The sequence below is a fragment of the Xanthobacter sp. ZOL 2024 genome, assembly GCF_052932325.1.
The window spans coordinates 459,577-477,390 of sequence record NZ_CM128808.1 but is presented as its reverse complement, the minus strand read 5'-3'; the positions used below and the strand labels follow the sequence as shown (position 1 = coordinate 477,390).

The 17,814-nt window shown below is 68.9% G+C and carries 17 protein-coding genes and 1 pseudogene; 11 read left to right on the top strand and 7 right to left on the bottom strand.

From position 1 onward, the window contains the following. Positions 1-161: 161 nt before the first annotated feature. Both ACU4E7_RS02385 and ACU4E7_RS02380 read left to right on the top strand, forming a co-directional pair. Positions 162-737, top strand: a pseudogene (locus ACU4E7_RS02385) (sodium:solute symporter family transporter); the annotation flags it as partial. A gap of 106 nt (positions 738-843) precedes the next feature. Further along, positions 844-1,740, top strand: a complete 897-nt coding sequence (locus ACU4E7_RS02380) for a sodium:solute symporter family transporter (protein WP_447020524.1) — start codon at positions 844-846, stop codon at positions 1,738-1,740. A gap of 12 nt (positions 1,741-1,752) precedes the next feature. Here the strand turns inward: ACU4E7_RS02380 and ACU4E7_RS02375 are convergent, their stop codons facing one another. Then, positions 1,753-3,030 (bottom strand): vWA domain-containing protein, encoded by a 1,278-nt coding sequence (locus tag ACU4E7_RS02375; RefSeq protein ID WP_238120642.1) that lies wholly within the window; start codon positions 3,028-3,030, stop codon positions 1,753-1,755. Between the two features lie 191 nt (positions 3,031-3,221). Between ACU4E7_RS02375 and ACU4E7_RS02370 the strand changes: the two genes are divergently transcribed. Together ACU4E7_RS02370 and ACU4E7_RS02365 are read left to right on the top strand one after the other, a co-directional pair. Then, positions 3,222-3,494, top strand: coding sequence for a DUF6460 domain-containing protein (locus ACU4E7_RS02370; protein WP_238120643.1), 273 nt, complete (start codon positions 3,222-3,224; stop codon positions 3,492-3,494). A gap of 19 nt (positions 3,495-3,513) precedes the next feature. Next, positions 3,514-4,836 (top strand): MATE family efflux transporter, encoded by a 1,323-nt coding sequence (locus tag ACU4E7_RS02365; RefSeq protein WP_447020523.1) that lies wholly within the window; start codon positions 3,514-3,516, stop codon positions 4,834-4,836. A 3-nt stretch (positions 4,837-4,839) separates the two neighbouring features. Here ACU4E7_RS02365 and ACU4E7_RS02360 read toward each other — a convergent pair whose 3' ends face one another. Beyond that, a complete protein-coding gene (locus ACU4E7_RS02360; RefSeq protein ID WP_447020522.1) occupies positions 4,840-5,181 on the bottom strand; it encodes a DUF952 domain-containing protein in 342 nt (113 codons plus the stop codon). 252 nt (positions 5,182-5,433) lie between these two features. On the opposite strand from ACU4E7_RS02360, the gene ACU4E7_RS02355 reads away from it, so the two are divergent. Then, complete coding sequence (locus ACU4E7_RS02355) at positions 5,434-6,108, top strand: S24 family peptidase (RefSeq protein WP_238120901.1); 675 nt, start codon at positions 5,434-5,436, stop codon at positions 6,106-6,108. Here ACU4E7_RS02355 and ACU4E7_RS02350 read toward each other — a convergent pair. From ACU4E7_RS02350 to ACU4E7_RS02340, 3 genes are all read right to left on the bottom strand, one after another. Beyond that, positions 6,089-7,732 (bottom strand): cisplatin damage response ATP-dependent DNA ligase, encoded by a 1,644-nt coding sequence (locus tag ACU4E7_RS02350; RefSeq protein ID WP_447020521.1) that lies wholly within the window; start codon positions 7,730-7,732, stop codon positions 6,089-6,091. The genes ACU4E7_RS02355 and ACU4E7_RS02350 overlap by 20 nt on opposite strands. Positions 7,733-7,951: 219 nt before the next feature. After that, on the bottom strand, positions 7,952-9,172 hold the full coding sequence (locus ACU4E7_RS02345) for a CaiB/BaiF CoA transferase family protein (RefSeq protein ID WP_447020520.1): 1,221 nt from the start codon (positions 9,170-9,172) through the stop codon (positions 7,952-7,954). A gap of 171 nt (positions 9,173-9,343) precedes the next feature. Further along, entirely contained in the window at positions 9,344-10,540 is a 1,197-nt protein-coding gene (locus ACU4E7_RS02340; RefSeq protein ID WP_447020519.1) for an acyl-CoA dehydrogenase, read from the bottom strand. A 142-nt stretch (positions 10,541-10,682) separates the two neighbouring features. Here ACU4E7_RS02340 and ACU4E7_RS02335 point away from each other — a divergent pair, with 142 nt between their 5' ends. Then, on the top strand, positions 10,683-11,477 hold the full coding sequence (locus tag ACU4E7_RS02335; RefSeq protein ID WP_447020518.1) for a TetR/AcrR family transcriptional regulator: 795 nt from the start codon (positions 10,683-10,685) through the stop codon (positions 11,475-11,477). Between the two features lie 101 nt (positions 11,478-11,578). On the opposite strand, the gene ACU4E7_RS02330 is transcribed toward ACU4E7_RS02335, so the two are convergent. Then, on the bottom strand, positions 11,579-12,208 hold the full coding sequence (locus ACU4E7_RS02330; protein ID WP_447020517.1) for a hypothetical protein: 630 nt from the start codon (positions 12,206-12,208) through the stop codon (positions 11,579-11,581). Then, positions 12,208-13,035, bottom strand: a complete 828-nt coding sequence (locus ACU4E7_RS02325; protein ID WP_447020516.1) for a DUF2092 domain-containing protein — start codon at positions 13,033-13,035, stop codon at positions 12,208-12,210. The genes ACU4E7_RS02330 and ACU4E7_RS02325 overlap by 1 nt, the downstream gene beginning before the upstream one ends. Positions 13,036-13,529: 494 nt before the next feature. On the opposite strand from ACU4E7_RS02325, the gene ACU4E7_RS02320 reads away from it, so the two are divergent. The 5 genes from ACU4E7_RS02320 to ACU4E7_RS02300 all read left to right on the top strand — a co-directional run bounded on the left by ACU4E7_RS02320 (position 13,530) and on the right by ACU4E7_RS02300 (position 17,808). Beyond that, entirely contained in the window at positions 13,530-13,727 is a 198-nt protein-coding gene (locus ACU4E7_RS02320; RefSeq protein ID WP_238120652.1) for a DUF2934 domain-containing protein, read from the top strand. Positions 13,728-14,093: 366 nt separating this feature from the next. Further along, entirely contained in the window at positions 14,094-15,053 is a 960-nt protein-coding gene (locus tag ACU4E7_RS02315; RefSeq protein WP_447020515.1) for a siderophore ABC transporter substrate-binding protein, read from the top strand. A gap of 7 nt (positions 15,054-15,060) precedes the next feature. Continuing rightward, positions 15,061-16,077 (top strand): ABC transporter permease, encoded by a 1,017-nt coding sequence (locus ACU4E7_RS02310; RefSeq protein ID WP_447020514.1) that lies wholly within the window; start codon positions 15,061-15,063, stop codon positions 16,075-16,077. After that, positions 16,070-17,053: an iron chelate uptake ABC transporter family permease subunit gene (locus tag ACU4E7_RS02305; RefSeq protein ID WP_238120655.1), complete on the top strand. Its 984-nt coding sequence runs from the start codon at positions 16,070-16,072 to the stop codon at positions 17,051-17,053. The genes ACU4E7_RS02310 and ACU4E7_RS02305 overlap by 8 nt, the downstream gene beginning before the upstream one ends. Next, entirely contained in the window at positions 17,050-17,808 is a 759-nt protein-coding gene (locus ACU4E7_RS02300; protein ID WP_447020513.1) for an iron ABC transporter ATP-binding protein, read from the top strand. Before ACU4E7_RS02305 ends, ACU4E7_RS02300 begins: the two co-directional genes overlap by 4 nt. Positions 17,809-17,814: the final 6 nt, after the last annotated feature.

The window sequence follows — 17,814 nt, the reverse complement described above, 5'->3', positions numbered from 1 at the left end:
TGGAGCCGTGGGCCGAAAACCGCTGCGGCGGTTCTCATGTGGGAGGCTACATGTTATCCAAGAGCATCCTCCTTTCAGTGTCTGTCGAGCCCGGCATCGCTGTCCATTGGCCGAAGATGTCGCCATATCTTCGCTGACGAAGGGACACAGGTCCGCCCCTCATGATTGCGCTTCAGTCCCTGGATATTATCGTTGTTGTCGCCTATCTCGCGGTCGTTGCCGTCATCGGCATCGCGGTGTCGCGCAAGTCGACTTCAAGTGAGGAATTGTTCCTGGCGGGGCGCAGCCTGGGCGGGCTGGCTATTGGCCTGTCGCTGTTCGCATCCAACATCTCCTCCACCACCCTCATCGGCGTTGCCGGCGCCGCCTATGGGCAGGGGATCGCGGTGGCCCATTATGAATTGTGGGCGGCGCTGATCCTGGTGTTCATGGCGATGTTCACCATTCCGGTGCTGCTGCGCACCCGCATCACCACCATTCCCGAATATCTCGGTCGCCGCTTCGGCCGCGGGGTGCAGCGCTACGTGTCGGCGCTCACCATCTTCCTGTCCATTTTCGTGGATGCGGCCGGCAGCGTCTATGCGGGCATCCTGGTGCTGCAGGTGCTGGTGCCGGACGTGCCGTTCGTGCCGGCCTGCATCGGCCTCGCGCTGTTCGCCGGCGCCTACACCATGGCCGGTGGCCTGCGCGGCGTGGTCTATACGGATGTGATCCAGGCCCTGGTGCTCATCGCGGGGTCGCTGGCGCTCAGCTATGCGGTGTTTGCACGGTTCGACTTCTCCTGGGCGGCGGTGGTGGCGGCGGTGCCGGCCGATCACCTGAGCCTCATCCGCCCGGCGTCGGATGACGCCATGCCCTGGACCGGGGTGCTCATCGGCCTGCCGGTGCTGGGGTTTTATTATTGGGGGGGCCAACCAGTACATCATGCAGCGGGTGCTCGGCGCCCGCTCGCTGGAGTCCGCGCGCCGGGGCGCCATGCTGGCGGCGGCGCTGAAGATCCTGCCGCTGTTCATGATGGCCCTGCCGGCGGCCATGGCGCTGGCGCTGCTGCCGCCGCTGGACAATGGCGACCAGGTGTTCCCCATGATGGTGAGCCACTTCCTGCCGGTGGGCATGGTGGGGCTGGTGCTCTCCGGCCTGCTGGCGGCCATCATGTCCACCATCGATTCCACGCTGAACTCCGCCGCCACCCTGGTGATGTACGATTTCGCCGGTGCCGATCGGCGCCAGTGGAGCCCGGCGCACGCGGTAACGCTGGGACGGCTGGTGACGGCGGGCTTCATCGTCATCGCCGCCCTGTGGCCGCTGGTGATTCGCGAGTTTCCCGGCCTCTTCAACTATATTCAGCAGGTCTTTTCCTATGCGGTGCCGCCGGTGGTGGCGGTGTTCCTCATGGGCCTGTTCTGGCGGCGGGCCACCCGGGCCGGAGCATGGGCGGCGCTGCTCTTCGGCCATGGTCTCGGGCTGGCCCTGCTGGGTCTTCGCCTCGGCCTCGCCCGGGCCGGCGTTGCGGATCCGCTGCCGCATTTCACGGTGGTCGCGGGTCTCTCCACCCTGGCCTGCGTCGGGGTCGGCGCGGCGGTGAGCCGTGCATGCCCCGCGCCTCCCGCCGCCGGGCATGCCGGCACCTTGTGGGTGCGCGGCGATGCCGGCGGACGGCTGCGGGGCCTCGGCGACGATCGGGTGATGGCGGTGGCCATCTTGGTCGCCGTCGGCGTCATCGTCTGGGTGTTCCGCTGAGGCGGCGGCGCCCTACGGCGTGCGCGGAATGGGGAAGGCCACCGCGCCGGTGGGCGCGACCGTGATCGGCGCGGAAAAGACCGTCCCCTTCAACGGCCCCTCGGTGACGGTTCCGGTGACCCGGTAGGCGCCGGGCAGCAGGGCGGCCTCCACTGGCTCCACGCGCTCCTCCTCGGCGGCCCAGGCTTCCGGTGGCAGGGCCTGCGGCCCGGGCATCGGGGCGGCGGACCAGGAAATGGGCGCGCCGTCGGCTTCGGCGCTGAAGGTCACGGTGATGAGATAGGGCCGCACCAGCGGGCTGTGGCCATCCTTGATGCCCGAGGCCCACCCCTCTTCGGCGGGGAAGGTGCGCAGATCGAACTCGCTGCTGGCAGGGAATGTGAAGCAGCGCGCGTGATCGACGAAATAGCTGCCCTTGGGCTCGTAGCGCCAGGCCAGGCAGGCGGTGTCATCGGTGCAGGCGGCCTGGCACTGGGCGATGGTGCCGGTGGGCGGGAACGGCTTTTCCGCCAGGGGCTTGCCCTCCTGGTTGGTGGTCTGGCCGGTGGGCTCGAGGGCCACATTCGGCATCAGCGGCGCGCCCGGAAAATAGGTCTTGGCCGGCGGCGTCGCGGCGGGCGGTGCCGCCGTGGGGGGCGTGCCGACGGTGGCGGTGAGCGCTTCCGCCAGCGCCGCGCCGTCGCGCGCCGGCAGGTAGCGGCCGCCGGTCTTTTCGGCGATGCAGGCCACCTGGGCGCCCTGGGTGCGGGTGAGGCCGAAGCCGATGACATGGGCGGTGAAGCCGACCCCGGCGGCCTCCAGCTCCGTGGCCACCGCGCAGGGATCGGCGGCGCAGGTCTCCAGCCCGTCGGTCACCAGCACCACGGTGGCGGGAGCCTGGGTGTAGTCCAGCGCCTCGGCCGCCTGCCGCACCGTTTCGGACAGCGGCGTCTTGCCCACGAACCGCATGGACCGCACCGCCTGAAGCACCGCCGGCGCGGTGCCGGGCGCTGGCGGCACGATCAGCTCGATGTCGGAACAGTCGCCCTTGCGCCGGTGGCCATAGGCCATCAGCCCGAGCGCGCGGTCGGCGGGCAGGCTGGAAACCACCTGGCCCACCACCTCGCGGGCGGTGTCGAGCTTCCGGAGACCGTCGATCTCGCCCCACATGGAGCCCGAGCCATCGAGCACGATGATGGTGCGCGGCGCCGGCTCGGCTCGGGCGGCGGTGGGCGCGCCGGTCCAGATGGCGAGCAGGGTAGCTGCCAGAAGCGGGAGGGACAATGGGCGGATGAGGTCGCAAAGGCGCATGGGCGGTCGTCTCCAGCTGGCCGTCCGGATCCGTTGCGCCCCCGCGCGCCGGAGCGTATCCGGTGGAATTGCCGTAGCGGCATTCCCGCGCCGTGTCGAGCCTTCCACACAGCGCCCATCCGGCGACGGGCCGGAGTGATTCCACGTTGGCGGCGGGCATGCTAGACCTGCCCCCATCACAGGAGGCCGGCATGGCGGACAATAACGAGCTCACCCGATTCTTCGGCGGATCCCCCGCCTGGGTGCTGGTGCGTCTCGTCATCCTGTCCGTGGTGGTGGGGGTGATCATGGCCGCGCTCGGCCTTGATCCCATGAACATCTTCCAGAGCCTGGAACGGCTGGTGCGCAACCTGTTCTCGTTCGGCTTCGAGGCGGTGGAGCGGTTGTGGCGCTATTTCCTGTTGGGCGCCGTCATCGTCGTACCGCTGTGGATTGTGCTGCGCATCGCCAACGCCCGCCGCTGAGGCATCCCTCGAGGCTCCCATGAGCGCTGGAACCGGGCCCGTCACCCACCGAAGGGTGCTGGCCATCGCGCTGCCCATGACGGTGGCGCATCTCACCACGCCCCTGCTCGGGGTGGTGGATGCGGCGGTGGTGGGGCGGCTGGGCGATGCCGCGCTGCTGGGCGGCGTGGCCCTGGCCGCCGTGATCTTCGACATGCTGTTCTGGGTGTTCGGCTTCCTGCGCATGGGCTCGGTGGGGCTGGCGGCGCAGGCGGTGGGGCGCTCCGATCGCCTGGAGACGCGGGCGGTGCTGGCGCGGGCGCTGCTGCTGGCGGCCCTGTGCGGAGGTGCTTTGGTGCTGCTGCAGGTGCCCATCTTGATGGTGGCGCTGAAGCTCGCCGGGGCGAGCCCCGAGGTGGAGCGCGCCGTGGCCACCTATTTCCATGTGCGGATCTTCGCCGCCCCCTTCACCCTCGCCAATTATGCGGTTCTGGGCTGGCTCACCGGCCTCGGCCGCACCGGGCGGGCGCTGGCGGTGCAGGTGGGCCTGAATGTCGTCAACATGGGGCTGACGGCGGCGCTGGTGCTGGGCGCGGGATGGGGCGTGGCAGGCGCGGCGCTGGGCACGCTGGTGGGGGAGATGGTGGGCACCCTGGCGGGTCTCGTCATCTGCGGCCAGCTGCTGGGCTTCCGCTTTGAGGTGCCGCGTGCGGTGCTGCTGGATCGGGCGCGGGTGCGCCAGGCGGTGCTGCTTAATGGCGACATCATGATCCGTACCGCGGTGCTCATGTTCGCCTTCTTCTTTTTCGCGGCCCAGGGCGCGCGTTCCGGCGACGTCACGCTGGCGGCCAATGCGCTGCTGCAGAATCTCGGGCTCGTCGCCGCCTATTTCCTCGATGGCTTCGCCACTGCCGCCGAGCAGGTATGCGGGGCGGCGGTGGGCGCCCGCCAGCGCGCCACCTTCCTGCGCGGGGTGCAATTGGTGCTGCTGTGGGGCTTCGGCTTCGCCCTCGCTGCCGCCGGCCTCTATCTGCTGGCCGGGCCGCAGCTGATCGACCTGATGACCACCAGCGCGCCGGTGCAGGCGGAAGCGCGAACCTACCTGCTTTATGCCGCGCTGTTGCCGGTGGCGGGCGTGCTGGCGTTCGCGTTCGACGGGGTGTTCATCGGCGCTTTGTGGTCCCGCGACATGCGCAATCTGATGCTGCTGGCGGTGGGCATCTATATGGCTGCCTGGTGGGCGTTGCGGCCTTTCGGCAATGATGGCCTGTGGGCGGCGCTCATGGTGTTCCTGGCGGCGCGCGGGGTGCTGCAGGGCCTGCGGCTGCCGGCGCTGATGCGGCGCACCTTCGGCCCGGCGTGAGGCTCAATCGAGGTCGGGAAAAAGGTGCAGGCCATCGGCCCCCAGCGGCAGGTCCTTCACCCACAGCACGGCGGTCAGCGGCAGCGGCCCGTAGAGATGGGGAAACAGCGCGCCGCCCCGCGAGGGCTCCCATTTGAGCGCGGCGCCCAGCGGTGCAGGATCGATGGCCACCAGCTTCAGCCCGTCCTGCCCCTGGAAGTGCTTCGCCGCGGTCTCACGCGCCTGGGCGGCGGTGGAAAAATGGATGAAGCCATCGGCCACATCCACCGGCGCGCCGGTGAAGACGCCTTCCGCCTGCGCGGTCGCCCACAGGGTGGCGGGGCTGATCTTGTAGATGGCGGACATGAGAGCCTCCCGGATGTCGGCGCCACCATGGAGGCGGCGCGGCGAACCTCGTGAGGGCTTTAGCGCCGTTGCCGGGGGGATGTCACCGGCGGCGTGCCGGTGACGCAATTTTCGGTGCATAGCCCGGACGCCCGCTTGTGGGTCGTGTACACCCTGAGATTGTATCAGAGTTGTGTGGGGATTTCATTCCTGGACAAATAGGGAACAAATTCTTATGTTCCGCGCAAGAGGCGGCGAGGACGCAACATGACCATGCTCACTCATGGGCAGATCTGGAGGGCGGTGGACCAGCTCGCCGTCGAGCATGGGCTGTCCACGTCCGGGCTCGCCAAGCGGGCCGGGCTCGATCCCACCACCTTCAATCGCTCCAAGCGCATCACCACCGACGGGCGGCCGCGCTGGCCCTCCACCGAGAGCATCGCCAAGGCGCTCACCGCCACCGGCGCCAGCGTCGAGCATTTCCTGGCGCTGCTGGAGCCGGAACGGGGCGGTGCGCGGGACGACGGCTTCGCCGAGGACCCGTCTCCCATGAAGGGGGCCTTGCACGCCATTCCGCAGATCGGCTTCGCCCAGGCCGGCAGCGGCGGCTTCTTCGACGATGCCGGCTTTCCCGCCGGCGCCGGCTGGGACGAGATCGTGTTTCCCGAGGTGGAGGACCAGCACGCCTATGCCCTGGAGATCGCCGGTGATTCCATGCAGCCGGTGTATCGCGACGGGGACGTGGTGGTGGTCTCCCCCGGCGCTTCCATCCGCAAGGGCGACCGGGTGGTGGTGAAGACGCGCGGTGGGGAGGTGATGGCCAAGGAATTGGCCCGCCGCACCGCCCGCCATATCGAGCTGCGCTCGCTCAATCCGGCCCATGAGGACCGGCAGATTCCGCTGGATCAGGTGGAGTGGATCGCCCGCATCATCTGGGCGAGCCAGTAGGCAGCAGCGCCTCCAGCGCCTCCAGCCGGTCGGCTTCCCCCGGCGGCTTGTCCCAGCGCAGGCGGGCGATGCGGGGAAAGCGCAGCGCGAGGCCCGCGCGGTGGCGCGGCGAGCGGCCGATGCCCTCGAACGCCACCTCCAGCACCAGCCCCGCCTCCTTCTCGTGCACCACCTCGCGCACCGGGCCGAAGCGGTTGATGGTGAACTTGCGCACGAAGGCGTCGATGGCCTTCAGCTCCTCGTCGGTGAAGCCGAAATAGGCCTTGCCCACCGGCACCAGAACATCGCCGTCCTCGCCCGCCGTCCACACCCCGAAGGTGTAGTCGGAATAGAAGGAGGAGCGCTTGCCGTGGCCGCGCTGGGCATACATGAGCACGGCATCCACCGTGCGCGGGTCGCGCTTCCACTTCCACCACGGGCCCTTGGGGCGGCCGGGCAGATAGGGGCTGTCGGCCCGCTTCATCATCACCCCTTCCACCGCATCCCCATCGGCGCCGGCCCCTGCCGCGCCCGGATCGGCGCGGGCGGCGGCAAGGTCGTCCCAGTTGCTGAAGGGCACCAGCGCGGAGAGATCGAGCCGGGGGGAGGCGAGGCGCGCCACCAGCGCCGCCAGCCGCGCGCGGCGGGCGGTGAAGGGCTGGTCGCGCAGGTCCTCCGCCCCTTCGGCCAGAAGGTCGTAGGCGCGCATATGGGCGGGGAATTCGTTGAGCAGCTTGGGGGTGACCGATTTGCGGTTGAGCCGCTGCTGCAGCACGTTGAACGGCTCCACCCGCCCCGCGCGCACGATCAGCAGTTCGCCGTCCAGCGCCCCCTCGAAATCGAGGGCCTCCAGAAGATCGGGAAAGGCGGCGGAGATGTCCTCCCCGGTGCGGGAATAAAGCCGCGTCACCCGTTCGCCGGCGTCGCCGCGTCCGGCCACCGCCTGCACGCGGATGCCATCCCATTTCCATTCGGCGCGAAAGTCGGCCGGGGCGAGGGTGGAGAAATCCGCCTCCTCGATGGCATGGGCCAGCATCACCGGGCGGAATGGCGCCGGATTGGTGGTTTCCGGCCGCGGGCCGCGGCCCTCCACCCAGGCGAACAAATCCCCATAGGGCGCCGTGAGGCCCGGCCACACCAGCTCCACATCGTCTGGCGTGAGGGTGCCGAGGCTCGCCACAGCGGTCTTGGCGAGCCGCGCCGAGGCGCCCACCCTGAGGGCACCGGTGATGAGCTTCAGGAGCGCCCAGCGGCCGGTTTCGTCCAGGCCATCGAGCCAGCCGGCCAGATGCCGGGGCAGGGCGCTCTTGGACAGAGTGGAGAGGTCGTGGACGATCTCGGACAGCAGCGGGGCGTGGGCCGAGGCCCCCTCGGGTGTCGGCCACATCAAGGCGACGGTCTCGGCGAGGTCGCCCACATAATCATAGGAGAGGTCGAACAGCACCGGGTCGGTGCGCTCGGAGATGAGGGCGCGCACCAGGGCCGGCTTGGCATTGGCGAAGGAGAAGGCGCCGGTGAGGGCCGCCAAAGCGAAGCCCCGCTCGGGATCGGGCGTCGCGCGGAAATAGTCCGCCATCAGGCGAACCTTGGCATTGCGGCCGGCCTCGTAGCCGAGCCGGTCGATGAGAGCGGCGAAGCGGTTCATGGGAACCTTACCCCTCTCACCTTCCGGTGGCCGGAGCAAGGCGGCAGCCCCAAAGCGGAACGGCCCCGCGCGGGGGCCGTTCGCATGCCGTCAGACCATCGGTCCCGGTCTTCGACCTGTCCCAACCGGGTTCGCTCAAGGGCCGCGCAGGCTGGTCCAACGGCCCATGAGAAAGGCTCAAGCCTTTGGCCCCAGCCCCGGCCGGTCAGCCCTTGCAGTTCAGACTTGTCCGATCTGGTCCTTGATGAGGGCCAGCACCGCCTCGGTGTCGGCGCCGAGGCGGGGGCTGGCGGTCTTGGCCACCTGCCGCTCGCCGTCCAACACGATGGGGCTCGCTACGGTCGGTACGGTGCCGCCGCCCGCCTCGGGCAGGTCCACCTTGAGGCCGCGATACTCCACCTGCGGATCGGCGAACACCTGGGGCACGGTGTTGATGGGGCCGGCCGGCACGCCCTGCTTCTCCAGCGCCGCCAGGAGCTCGTCGCGCTTGAAGCTGGAGGTGAGGGCGGAGAGCTGGGGCACCAAAGTGGCGCGATGGGCCACCCGTTCCGGATTGGTCTTGAAATCCGGGATCGTGGCGAGCTCGGGGGCGCCCAGCACCCCGCAGAAGCGGGTGAACTGGCCGTCGTTGCCCACGGCGGCGATGAAATAGCCGTCGGCGCAGGGGAACACCTGGTAGGGCACGATATTGGGATGGGCATTGCCCATGCGCTTGGGTGCCTTGCCGGAGGCGAGATAGTTCATGGCCTGGTTGGCGAGCACGCTCACCTGGGTGTCGAGCAGGGCCATGTCCACATAGCCGCCCTCGCCGGTGGTCTCGCGCCGCCGCAGCGCCGCCAGCACGCCGATGGTGCCGTAAAGCCCGGTGAAGATGTCGGCGAAGGCCACGCCCACCTTCTGCGGCTCACCCTCGGGATCGCCGGTCAGGTCCATGATGCCGCCCATGCCCTGCACCAGGAAGTCATAGCCGGCGCGTGGCGCATAGGGGCCGTTCTGGCCGAAGCCGGTGACCGAGCAATAGACGAGGCGCGGGTTCACCTTTTTCAGGCTCTCGTAATCGAGCCCATACTTCTTGAGGCCGCCGAGCTTGAAATTCTCGATCACCACGTCGCAGCGGGCGGCCAGGGCGCGGATCACCGCCTGGCCTTCGGGGGTCTCGAAATCCACGGCGACGGAGCGCTTGCCGCGATTGGTGGCGTGGAAATAGGCCGCGCCGAGATCAGCGCCGTCGGCCCCCTTCAGGAAGGGCGGGCCCCAGGTGCGCGTGTCGTCACCGGCGCCGGGACGCTCCACCTTGATCACCTCGGCGCCGAGATCCGCCAGCATCTGGCCGCACCAGGGGCCGGCGAGGATGCGGGCAAGCTCAAGGACGCGCAGGCCCGCGAGCGGGGCGGGGGTATCGGCGGCGGAGGAGGCAGGAGAAGACTCAGCAGCGGACATGGCACTTTTCCAGGACAGAAGAAGAGCCCCTCTCCCCGGAGGGAGAGGGGGAAGTGGGGCGAGGCGGGCCGCCGGAGCGCAGGGTGCGCTCAACCGGGCGGCGCCATCCTCACCCGAACCTCTCCCGGGAGGGGGAGAGGGCACAAGGGGGACTTGAGGATAATCAGGCGCTCAGAAGAACGCCTGCAGGCCGGTGATGGCCCGGCCGATGATGAGGGCATGGATGTCGTGGGTGCCCTCATAGGTGTTGACGGTCTCGAGGTTGGCCGCGTGACGGATCACGTGGAACTCGGCCGAGATGCCGTTGCCGCCGTGCATGTCGCGGGCCACCCGGGCGATGTCGAGGGCCTTGCCGCAATTGTTGCGCTTCAGGAAGGAGATGGTCTCCACCGGCAGCTGGCCTTCGTCCATCAGGTGGCCGGCGCGCAGAGCGAGCTGGAGGCCGAGGGCGATCTCGGTGGCCATGTCGGCGAGCTTCTTCTGCACCAGCTGGGTGTTGGCCAGCGGGCGGCCGAACTGCTTGCGGTCCAGGGTGTACTGGCGGGCCTGGACGTAGCAGGCTTCCGCCGCGCCGATGGCGCCCCAGCCGATGCCGTAGCGGGCGCGGTTGAGGCAGCCGAACGGGCCGGCGAGGCCGGAGACGTTGGGCAGCAGGTTCTCTTCCGGGATCTCCACGTCGTCGAGCACGATCTCGCCGGTGATGGAGGCGCGCAGGGAGAGCTTGCCCTCGATCTTGGGGGTGGAGAAGCCCTTGGTGCCGCGCTCGACCACGAAGCCCTTGATGGCATTATCATGGGCCGCCGACTTCGCCCACACCACCGCGAGATCGGCGATGGGGGAGTTGGTGATCCACATCTTGGCGCCCTTGAGGCGATAGCCGCCGTCGATCTTCTCGGCGCGGGTGCGCATGCCGGCCGGGTCGGAACCGGCGTCCGGCTCGGTGAGGCCGAAGCAGCCGACCCACTCGCCGGTGGCCAGCTTGGGCAGATACTTCTTCTTCTGCTCCTCGGTGCCATAGGCGTTGATGGGGTGCATCACCAGCGAGGATTGCACGCTCATGGCTGAGCGATAGCCGCTGTCCACCCGCTCCACCTCACGGGCGGCCAGGCCGTAGGACACGTAGTTGAGGCCGGCTCCGCCGTATTCCGGCGCGATGGTGCAGCCGAGCAGGCCGAGCTCGCCCATCTCGTTCATGATCTCGCGGTCGAACCGCTCTTCCAGGTAGGCCGAGGTCACGCGCGGCAGGAGCTTTTCCTGGGCATAGTCGCGCGCGGTGTCGCGGACCAGCCGCTCTTCCTCGGTGAGCTGGCTCTCGAAATTGAAAGGGTCGTTCCAATCGAACTTCGGCTTGGCGGACGATGCGGCCATGGGACGTGCCTCCTCGCGGATCTGGGTTGGCGTGATTTAGTTTCCGACCAGTCGGTATATAACTTGACGGCGCCGGTCAAGTCCTCAAAATGAACACTTGAGAAATGATGGCGGGCGAACGGCCCGCACCGGGAGGAAGCGGGTGAGCGAAGACACCGAAAAGCCGGCACGGGCGGCGCGCGGAGGCCGGGCTGTCGCGCCGGTGCGGCGGCGTCGCGTCGCCGGCGGAACCGGTGCCGGCGGAGACGGCGCGGCGGTCCGTCCGGTGGCGCGGGTTCGACGCGGGCATGCGGACGAGCCGCAGATGGGTGAGGCGCGCGCGGCTCCGTCCGTGGCAAAGGCCCGCCCGGTGGGGCGCCCGCGGATGATCGACGACCCCCGCGCCGAGATCCTGCAGCAGGCGGCTCGCCTGTTCGCCGAGAAGGGCTTTTCCGCGGGCTCCCTCAGCGAGCTGGCGCGGGCGATGAACTATTCCAAGGGCGCCATCTACAATTATTTCTCCTCCAAGCAGGAGATCTACGACGCCATCATCATCTTCACCCTCACCGGCCTTTATGAAACCGCCGCCGCGGCGGTGGACAAGAAGGATCCGCCGGTGGAGCAGCTGCGCCACTACATGATGGCCCACGCCCGGTTCCTGGCCGACAATTATGATTGCTTCGCCACCATGCTGGTGGGCTTCTCCGGCATGGCCAGCACCCGGCTGAAGGACGATGCCCTCGCCTTGCGCGATGCCCATGAGGGCCTGTTGCGCCAGATCATCGCCGATGGGGTGGCCGATGGCTCGTTCCGCCCGGTGGGCGCCGCCATGACGGGCCGCGCGGTGCTGTCGCTGCTGAGCTGGATGGTGCGCTGGTTCAAGCCCGGCCGCGGCAAGTCCGCCGAGGAAGTGGCGCAGGAGTATCACGACCTCTTGGTGCGCGGCTTGCTACCTTGAGCCCGTTGTTCCGGATCAGGGGCTGTCTCTTCGAATTGTGGGAGGCCGTGTGGACGGCGCCCGAAGGCGCCGTCCACACGGGTCTTTGACCCAAGTCGGCATCAGTTGGGGTTCGCCACCACCTGATAGACCACCTGGCCGCCCTGGAACTGGGGCAGGTACCAGTTGGGGCCGCACTGCTGGTAGGCAATGCCGTTGACGATCATCTGCGCGCAGCTTGCCGGCAGCGAATAGGCGTAGGAGCCGATGGCCGCGGCGGTGATGGCCGCGCCCACGGCGGCGCCGGCCGCGGCCGGTCCCCACCAGCCGCCCGGATAATAGGGGCCGGGCCAGTAGCCGGGATGATAGGGCGGATAGGGACCGGGACCGGGCGGCGGCAGCGGATGCGGCCCTGGGCCAGGCGGTGGCAAGGGATGCGGCCCCGGGCCGGGGCCCGGCATGGGGTGCGGACCCGGCATCGGGCCGGGCGGGCCGAACGGATGTCCGGCCGGGATCGGCTGGTTGAAGCCGGGGCCGGCATTGAAATGCGGTCCCATGTTCATGCGGGGCGCGGCCATATCGAAGCCGCCGCCGCCATGAAAGCCACCAAAGCCGCCGCCGCCGTGAAAGCCGCCGAAGCCGCCGCCAAAGCCGCGGGCATCGGCCGCGGTGGCGGCCAGAGCGACGCCGAGCGCGAGGGTGGCCGCCGTGGCCAGATGGTGACGCGGGGTGCGCGAACGCGAAGAGGTCATCACTTTGCTCCCTTCTTGTCCGTCGCCGGCTGGGCGGGGGGCGCCGCCGCGGGCTTGGCAAAGTCGATCTTCGCCAGATCCTTGCCGGGGGTGAAGGTGAACACGTCGTCGGCAATGGCGGCGTCGGGCTTCCAGCTCAGCAGGGCCGAGAAGCGCGGGCTGCCGGGGGTGCTGTGGTCCACCAGGGCCATCTTCAGGGGCAGGGGCTGCTCACCCCGCTGGATCCACACCTCGAAATCGAAGTCCTTGCCGATCAGGGCGTAATGCTCGGTCTCGGTGCCTTCGATCTTGGCGGTGCCGACGAAGAAGCCGCGGTCGAACAGGTTCAGGGGCGCGTGGGGGGTGCCCCAATCGAACAGGTCGGCCAGCGGCACCTCGATATTGAGGGTCTGGGCGGCGAAGGCCAGCGTCTCGCGGATGCCGGCCTGGCCCGGAGCCTGGGCGAAGAAGCCATCGACCGGCGCCACCACCGTGAAGGTCTTGCCGTCGAAGACATACTGGCGCGACACGGTGTCGGTGTCGCTGTCGATGCGCAGCATGTTGGGCTTCTTGGCCCAATAATGCACAACGCCGCCGATCTCCACCTGATGGCCGGCCCGCAGCACCACCTCGATGGTGGTCTTGGCGGTCAGCTCGAATGTCTTCAGGCTGGCGAGGTAGGTCCCCATGCGGGTGAGGGCGGCGGTGGCTGCGGGGTCGACGCTGGTCGCCGCGCGATCTTCCGCCTCGGGCGGCGCGGCGGCTGCCAGGCGGATGCCGGCGCCCGACACCAGGCCGGCGACGGCGATGGCCGCCACGGCTCTGATCAGGCGAGTGGAATACAGCATGAAGATGGGCCTTTCTTGTTGGAAAGGAAAACGCAACAGACGTGGGCTCTGGATGCGGGGTCACGCCGGCGACGTGACCGCACCGAGGGCGCTAGGGTCCACGGGCGTTGCGGCCGTGTCTCGTCATCTCATGTCGCCAGATGCCGCGTGATCTGGTGGCGCCTGATGATGATCGACGATAGCCCGGCCCATGGCTCCGAGCTTCCGCAACGAACATGGCCGCCCCCTTTGGAGACCGATGATCCGTGCGTCGCGTCTCTGTGGCCTGGGATGGCCGTTTCGCCCTGATCGCGCCGACGCACCCCAATAGGCTAATGCAAAGCTCTGCCGGGCGAAATGCGCAAAAATACGAGATCGCGGACGGCGTGCCGCCACGCGCCGCCGGCAGATGGGAACCACCGCGCCGATGGCGGCGTTGACCGCCTGCAAGGCGACGCAGGCGGCGCGGCTTCCGCGCCGGCTCCCGTCGTGACAGGTGCAGACGGAGGACGACCATGAGCGAGACCATGAAGGCCAAGACAGTGAGCGGATCGCGCGATGACGGCGCCGCCGGGCTGAATGCCTTTGAGCGGGATCAGATCCGCCGGCGCGCCCATGCCATCTGGTGGGAGGAGGGGTGCCCGCAGGGGCGCGATCGCGAGCTGTGGGCGCGGGCCGAGCTGGAGGTTCTGAAGACCCGCCCGCACATGTGAGCGCAGCTGATCGCAGATCCCGTCTCATCGGCCGGGGCGTCACACGCCCCGGCCGATTGCGTTTGCGCGGCGGTGCTGCGGCGCCGCCGCACATCGCTTGACGGGCTCGGCGATGTATAAGAAGAGGATGGAAGAGATCATCGTCTCAGGATCATCTGTTTAGAATCGTTCAAATTTGTCAGTGGTGAAATGATCGGCGCCGCTGTGGTGAGTTTTTGATGATCGTGATTTGCTGATTTCAGGCCAGTGTGCGTTCAGGTCTGCTTCTTTATTTCCCAACCTCGCCGTTGCGTGCGGCGGGCGGACAGCCCCGTGCGGAGATCTGAATTGCATCGGCGCGGGCCTTGGTTGTGAAGGATGAATGTCATGGGTATGGCGCTGCGTTCCTTGCCGCAGTCATTTCGCGTTCTGGCCTGGGGGCTGGCCCTGCTGTTGGGGGGGGTGGTGTGGGCGCCGGCGGCCGGCCGCGCCGCGCCGGTGACCGTCAGCCACGCGCGCGGCGAGCTGGTGCTGCCGCAGATGCCAAAGCGCGTCGTGGTCTTCGACGTGGCGAGCCTCGACACCCTCGATGCCCTGGGCGTCGACGTGGCGGGCGTGCCCGGCACCAACATGCCGGCCTTCCTCGCCAAGTATCAGGATGCCCGCTATGCCAAGGTCGGCACCCTGTTCGAGCCCGATTACGAGGCGGTGGCGGCGCTGGAGCCCGATCTCATCATCATCGGTGGCCGCTCGGCGCCGAAATATGACGCGCTCGCCAAGATCGCGCCCACCATTGATCTCACCATCGATCCCAAGTCGTTCCTGGCCAGCGCAGAGGCCCATGTGGACACCCTGGGCCGCATCTTCGGCAAGGAAGAAGAGGCCAAGGCGCTGGATGCGCGGCTCGAAGCCGCCAAAGCGCGGGTGCGCGCCGTCGCGCCCGATCTCGGGCCGGTGCTCATGGTGATGGTGAACGGTGGCAAGCTCAGCTCCTACGGCGCCGGCTCGCGCTATGGCTGGATCTTCGACGAACTGGGCCTCAAGCCCGTCGCCGAGGGCAAGGCCGTGGACACCCATGGCGACGTGATCTCGTTCGAGTACATCCTGAAGACCAATCCGCAGTGGGTGCTGGTGCTCGATCGCGACGTGGCCATCGGCCGCGCGGCCGCCGCCGCCCAGAAGGTGCTCGACAACGACATCGTCGCCGCCACCCGGGCCGCCAAGGCCGGCCACATCGTCTATCTCGACGCGCCGCGCTGGTATATCGCCAATGGCGGCGGGCGGGCGCTGGCCATCACCATCGAGGACCTGGCGACCGCCTTCGAGGCGGCGCCCAAGGCCCGGTAGCGCTGTGATGGCGCCCGCGGCCCGCGCCGGGGCCGGTTTCCTCGCGCCGGTGGCGGCCCCGCGGGCGTTCCTGGCGGCGCTGCTGGTGCTGGCGCTGCTGGTGGCCTCGAGCCTCCTCATCGGCGTCGGCGATCTGGCGCCGGCGGATCTGTTCTCGGCGGATGCGGCGGGCCAGGAGGCGCTGCTGGTGCTGATGGCGAGCCGCGTGCCGCGCACCCTCGCGCTGCTGTTCGCGGGCCTCTCCATGGGCGTCGCCGCGGTGATCATGCAGATGCTGTTCCGCAACCGCTTCGTGGAGCCCACCACCGCCGGCACCGCCGAGGCCGCCCGCCTCGGCCTGGTTGTGGTGATGCTGGCGGCGCCCGACCTGCCGGTGTTCGGCAAGATGCTGGTGGCCTCCGCCTTCGCTCTGGCCGGCACCTTCCTGTTCCTGCGCATCGTCGATCGGCTGAGCCTGCGCACCACCCTCATCGTGCCTCTGGTGGGCCTCATTCTGGGCGGGGTGATCGATGCGGCCTCCACCTTCCTCGCCTATCGTTTCGATCTCCTGCAGGCGTTGGCCGCCTGGACCACGGGCGACTTCTCCGGCGTGCTGCGGGGACGCTATGAGCTGCTGTGGATCAGCGTGCCGCTGTCCATTCTCGCCTATCTGGCGGCCGACCGCTTCACCGTGGCTGGGCTCGGCGATGCCTTCGCCACCAATCTGGGCCTCGACTACCGCAAGGTGGTGACCCTCGGGCTGGTGATCGTCTCGCTGGTCACGGCGGCCTGCGTGGTCACCGCCGGCACGGTGCCGTTCCTCGGGCTCATCGTCGCCAATGTGGTGGCGCTGGTGCTGGGGGATCATCTGCGCCGCACCCTGCCGTGGATCGCCGTTTCCGGCGCCGGCTTCCTGCTTGCCTGCGACATCATCGGCCGGCTGGTGCGTTTCCCCTATGAGATTCCGGTGGGCACTGTGGCCGGGGTGCTGGGCAGCGCGGTCTTCCTCTATCTGCTGCTCGGGCGGCGCCCCCAACATGGCTGAAGCCGTCCTCCTCCCGGTCCGCGCCCTGTCCCGTCCCGCACGCATGCTGCTGCTGCTCGCGGCCCTCGCCATCCTTGCCATGGTCGCCTTCATGACCGTGGGGGTGAAGGGCAATTGGGGGTTCGTGCTGCCGTTCCGCGGCACCAAGCTGGCGGGCCTGGTGCTGGTGGGGCTGGCGGTTGCGGTCTCCACGGTGGTGTTTCAGACGCTCACGCAGAACCGTATCCTGACCCCGGCGGTGATGGGCTTCGACGCCCTTTACGTGACGCTGAAGACCGCCCTCGTCTTCGTGCTCGGCGCCCAGGGCGCGGTGATGCTCGATCCGCGCCTGATGTTCGCGCTGGTGGCGGGGCTCATGGTGGTGGCCGCCATGGCCCTGTTCCGCGTGCTGTTCTCCGCCGAGCGCAGCGACCTGCACCTGCTGCTGCTGGCGGGCATCGTGTTCGGCGTGCTGTGCCGCTCGCTGGCGGGGCTGCTCCAGCGCATCCTCGATCCCAATGCCTTCGCCGTGCTGCAGGGCATGCTGTTCGCCCAGTTCAATGCGGTGGACACCAGCCTGCTGCCGGTGGCCGGCGCGGTGATCCTGGCCGCCTGCGCGCTGGCGCTGCGGCTGGCCTCCACCCTCGACGTGCTGGCGCTGGGCCGTGAGGCGGCCATCAATCTCGGCGTCGACTACCGCCGCATGGTGGCGGTGCTGGTGGCGCTGGTGGCGGTGCTGGTGTCTGTGTCCACCGCCCTGGTGGGGCCGGTGCTGTTCTTTGGGCTGCTGGTTTCCAACCTCGCCTATCACGTGGTCGGCACCGATCGTCACCGCTACACCTTGCCCGCTGCCGGGCTGATCGCCGTCATCTGCCTCGCCGGCGGGCAGATGGTTCTCGAGCGGCTGCTCGGCCTCGCCGCCACCTTGAGCGTGGTCATCGAGTTCGTGGGCGGCCTTCTGTTCATCATCCTGCTCATGCGGAGGGAGCGCGCGTGATCGAGATCCGCAATCTCTCGAAATCCTATGGCGCGACCCGCGTGCTCGATTCTGTTTCGCTGCAGTTGCCGCCGGGCGGGCTCACCGCCCTCATCGGCCCCAACGGGGCGGGCAAGTCGACGCTGCTGTCCATCGCCGCGCGGCTGCTGCCGGCGAGCGGCGGCAGCGTGCGCCTCGACGGTGTGGATGTGACCCGCATCAAGGGGGATGTGCTGGCGCGCCGGCTGGCCATTCTGCGGCAGGCGAATGCCATCACGCCGCGCCTCACGGTGGAGGAACTGGTGGGGTTCGGACGCTTTCCCTATTCGCGGGGGCGGCTGACCCGGGAGGATGGGGAGAAGATCGCCGCCGCCATCGGCTATGTGGATCTTGGCGCGCTCAAGGCGCGCCCGCTGGATGCCCTGTCCGGCGGCCAGCGCCAGCGCGCCTTCATCGCCATGGTGCTGGCCCAGGATACGGACTACCTGCTGCTGGACGAGCCGCTCAACAATCTCGACATGAAGCATGCCGCCGCCACCATGCGCCTGCTGCGGCGCGCGGCGGACGAGCTGGGCAAGACCGTGGTGGTGGTGCTGCACGACATCAATTTCGCCTCCTGCCACGCCGATCGCGTGGTGGCCATGAAGGCCGGGCGGCTGGCCTTTGAGGGCGCGCCGTCCGAGCTGATGCGGCCGGAGGTGCTCCATGCCATCTACGACATGGAGATCCAGGTGGTGGAGGCGGCCGGCGACAAGGTCGGCCTGTATTACCGCTGAGCGCGG

Excerpts from the sequence above, each read along its gene's own strand:
- ACU4E7_RS02380 (WP_447020524.1), top strand. The coding sequence starts at position 844 with ATGACGCCATGCCCTGGACCGGGGTGCTCATCGGCCTGCCGGTGCTGG.
- ACU4E7_RS02375 (WP_238120642.1), bottom strand. The coding sequence starts at position 3,030 with ATGCGCCTTTGCGACCTCATCCGCCCATTGTCCCTCCCGCTTCTGGCA.
- ACU4E7_RS02370 (WP_238120643.1), top strand. The coding sequence starts at position 3,222 with ATGGCGGACAATAACGAGCTCACCCGATTCTTCGGCGGATCCCCCGCC.
- ACU4E7_RS02365 (WP_447020523.1), top strand. The coding sequence starts at position 3,514 with ATGAGCGCTGGAACCGGGCCCGTCACCCACCGAAGGGTGCTGGCCATC.
- ACU4E7_RS02360 (WP_447020522.1), bottom strand. The coding sequence starts at position 5,181 with ATGTCCGCCATCTACAAGATCAGCCCCGCCACCCTGTGGGCGACCGCG.
- ACU4E7_RS02355 (WP_238120901.1), top strand. The coding sequence starts at position 5,434 with ATGCTCACTCATGGGCAGATCTGGAGGGCGGTGGACCAGCTCGCCGTC.
- ACU4E7_RS02350 (WP_447020521.1), bottom strand. The coding sequence starts at position 7,732 with ATGAACCGCTTCGCCGCTCTCATCGACCGGCTCGGCTACGAGGCCGGC.
- ACU4E7_RS02345 (WP_447020520.1), bottom strand. The coding sequence starts at position 9,172 with ATGTCCGCTGCTGAGTCTTCTCCTGCCTCCTCCGCCGCCGATACCCCC.
- ACU4E7_RS02340 (WP_447020519.1), bottom strand. The coding sequence starts at position 10,540 with ATGGCCGCATCGTCCGCCAAGCCGAAGTTCGATTGGAACGACCCTTTC.
- ACU4E7_RS02330 (WP_447020517.1), bottom strand. The coding sequence starts at position 12,208 with ATGACCTCTTCGCGTTCGCGCACCCCGCGTCACCATCTGGCCACGGCG.
- ACU4E7_RS02325 (WP_447020516.1), bottom strand. The coding sequence starts at position 13,035 with ATGCTGTATTCCACTCGCCTGATCAGAGCCGTGGCGGCCATCGCCGTC.
- ACU4E7_RS02320 (WP_238120652.1), top strand. The coding sequence starts at position 13,530 with ATGAGCGAGACCATGAAGGCCAAGACAGTGAGCGGATCGCGCGATGAC.
- ACU4E7_RS02315 (WP_447020515.1), top strand. The coding sequence starts at position 14,094 with ATGGGTATGGCGCTGCGTTCCTTGCCGCAGTCATTTCGCGTTCTGGCC.
- ACU4E7_RS02310 (WP_447020514.1), top strand. The coding sequence starts at position 15,061 with ATGGCGCCCGCGGCCCGCGCCGGGGCCGGTTTCCTCGCGCCGGTGGCG.
- ACU4E7_RS02305 (WP_238120655.1), top strand. The coding sequence starts at position 16,070 with ATGGCTGAAGCCGTCCTCCTCCCGGTCCGCGCCCTGTCCCGTCCCGCA.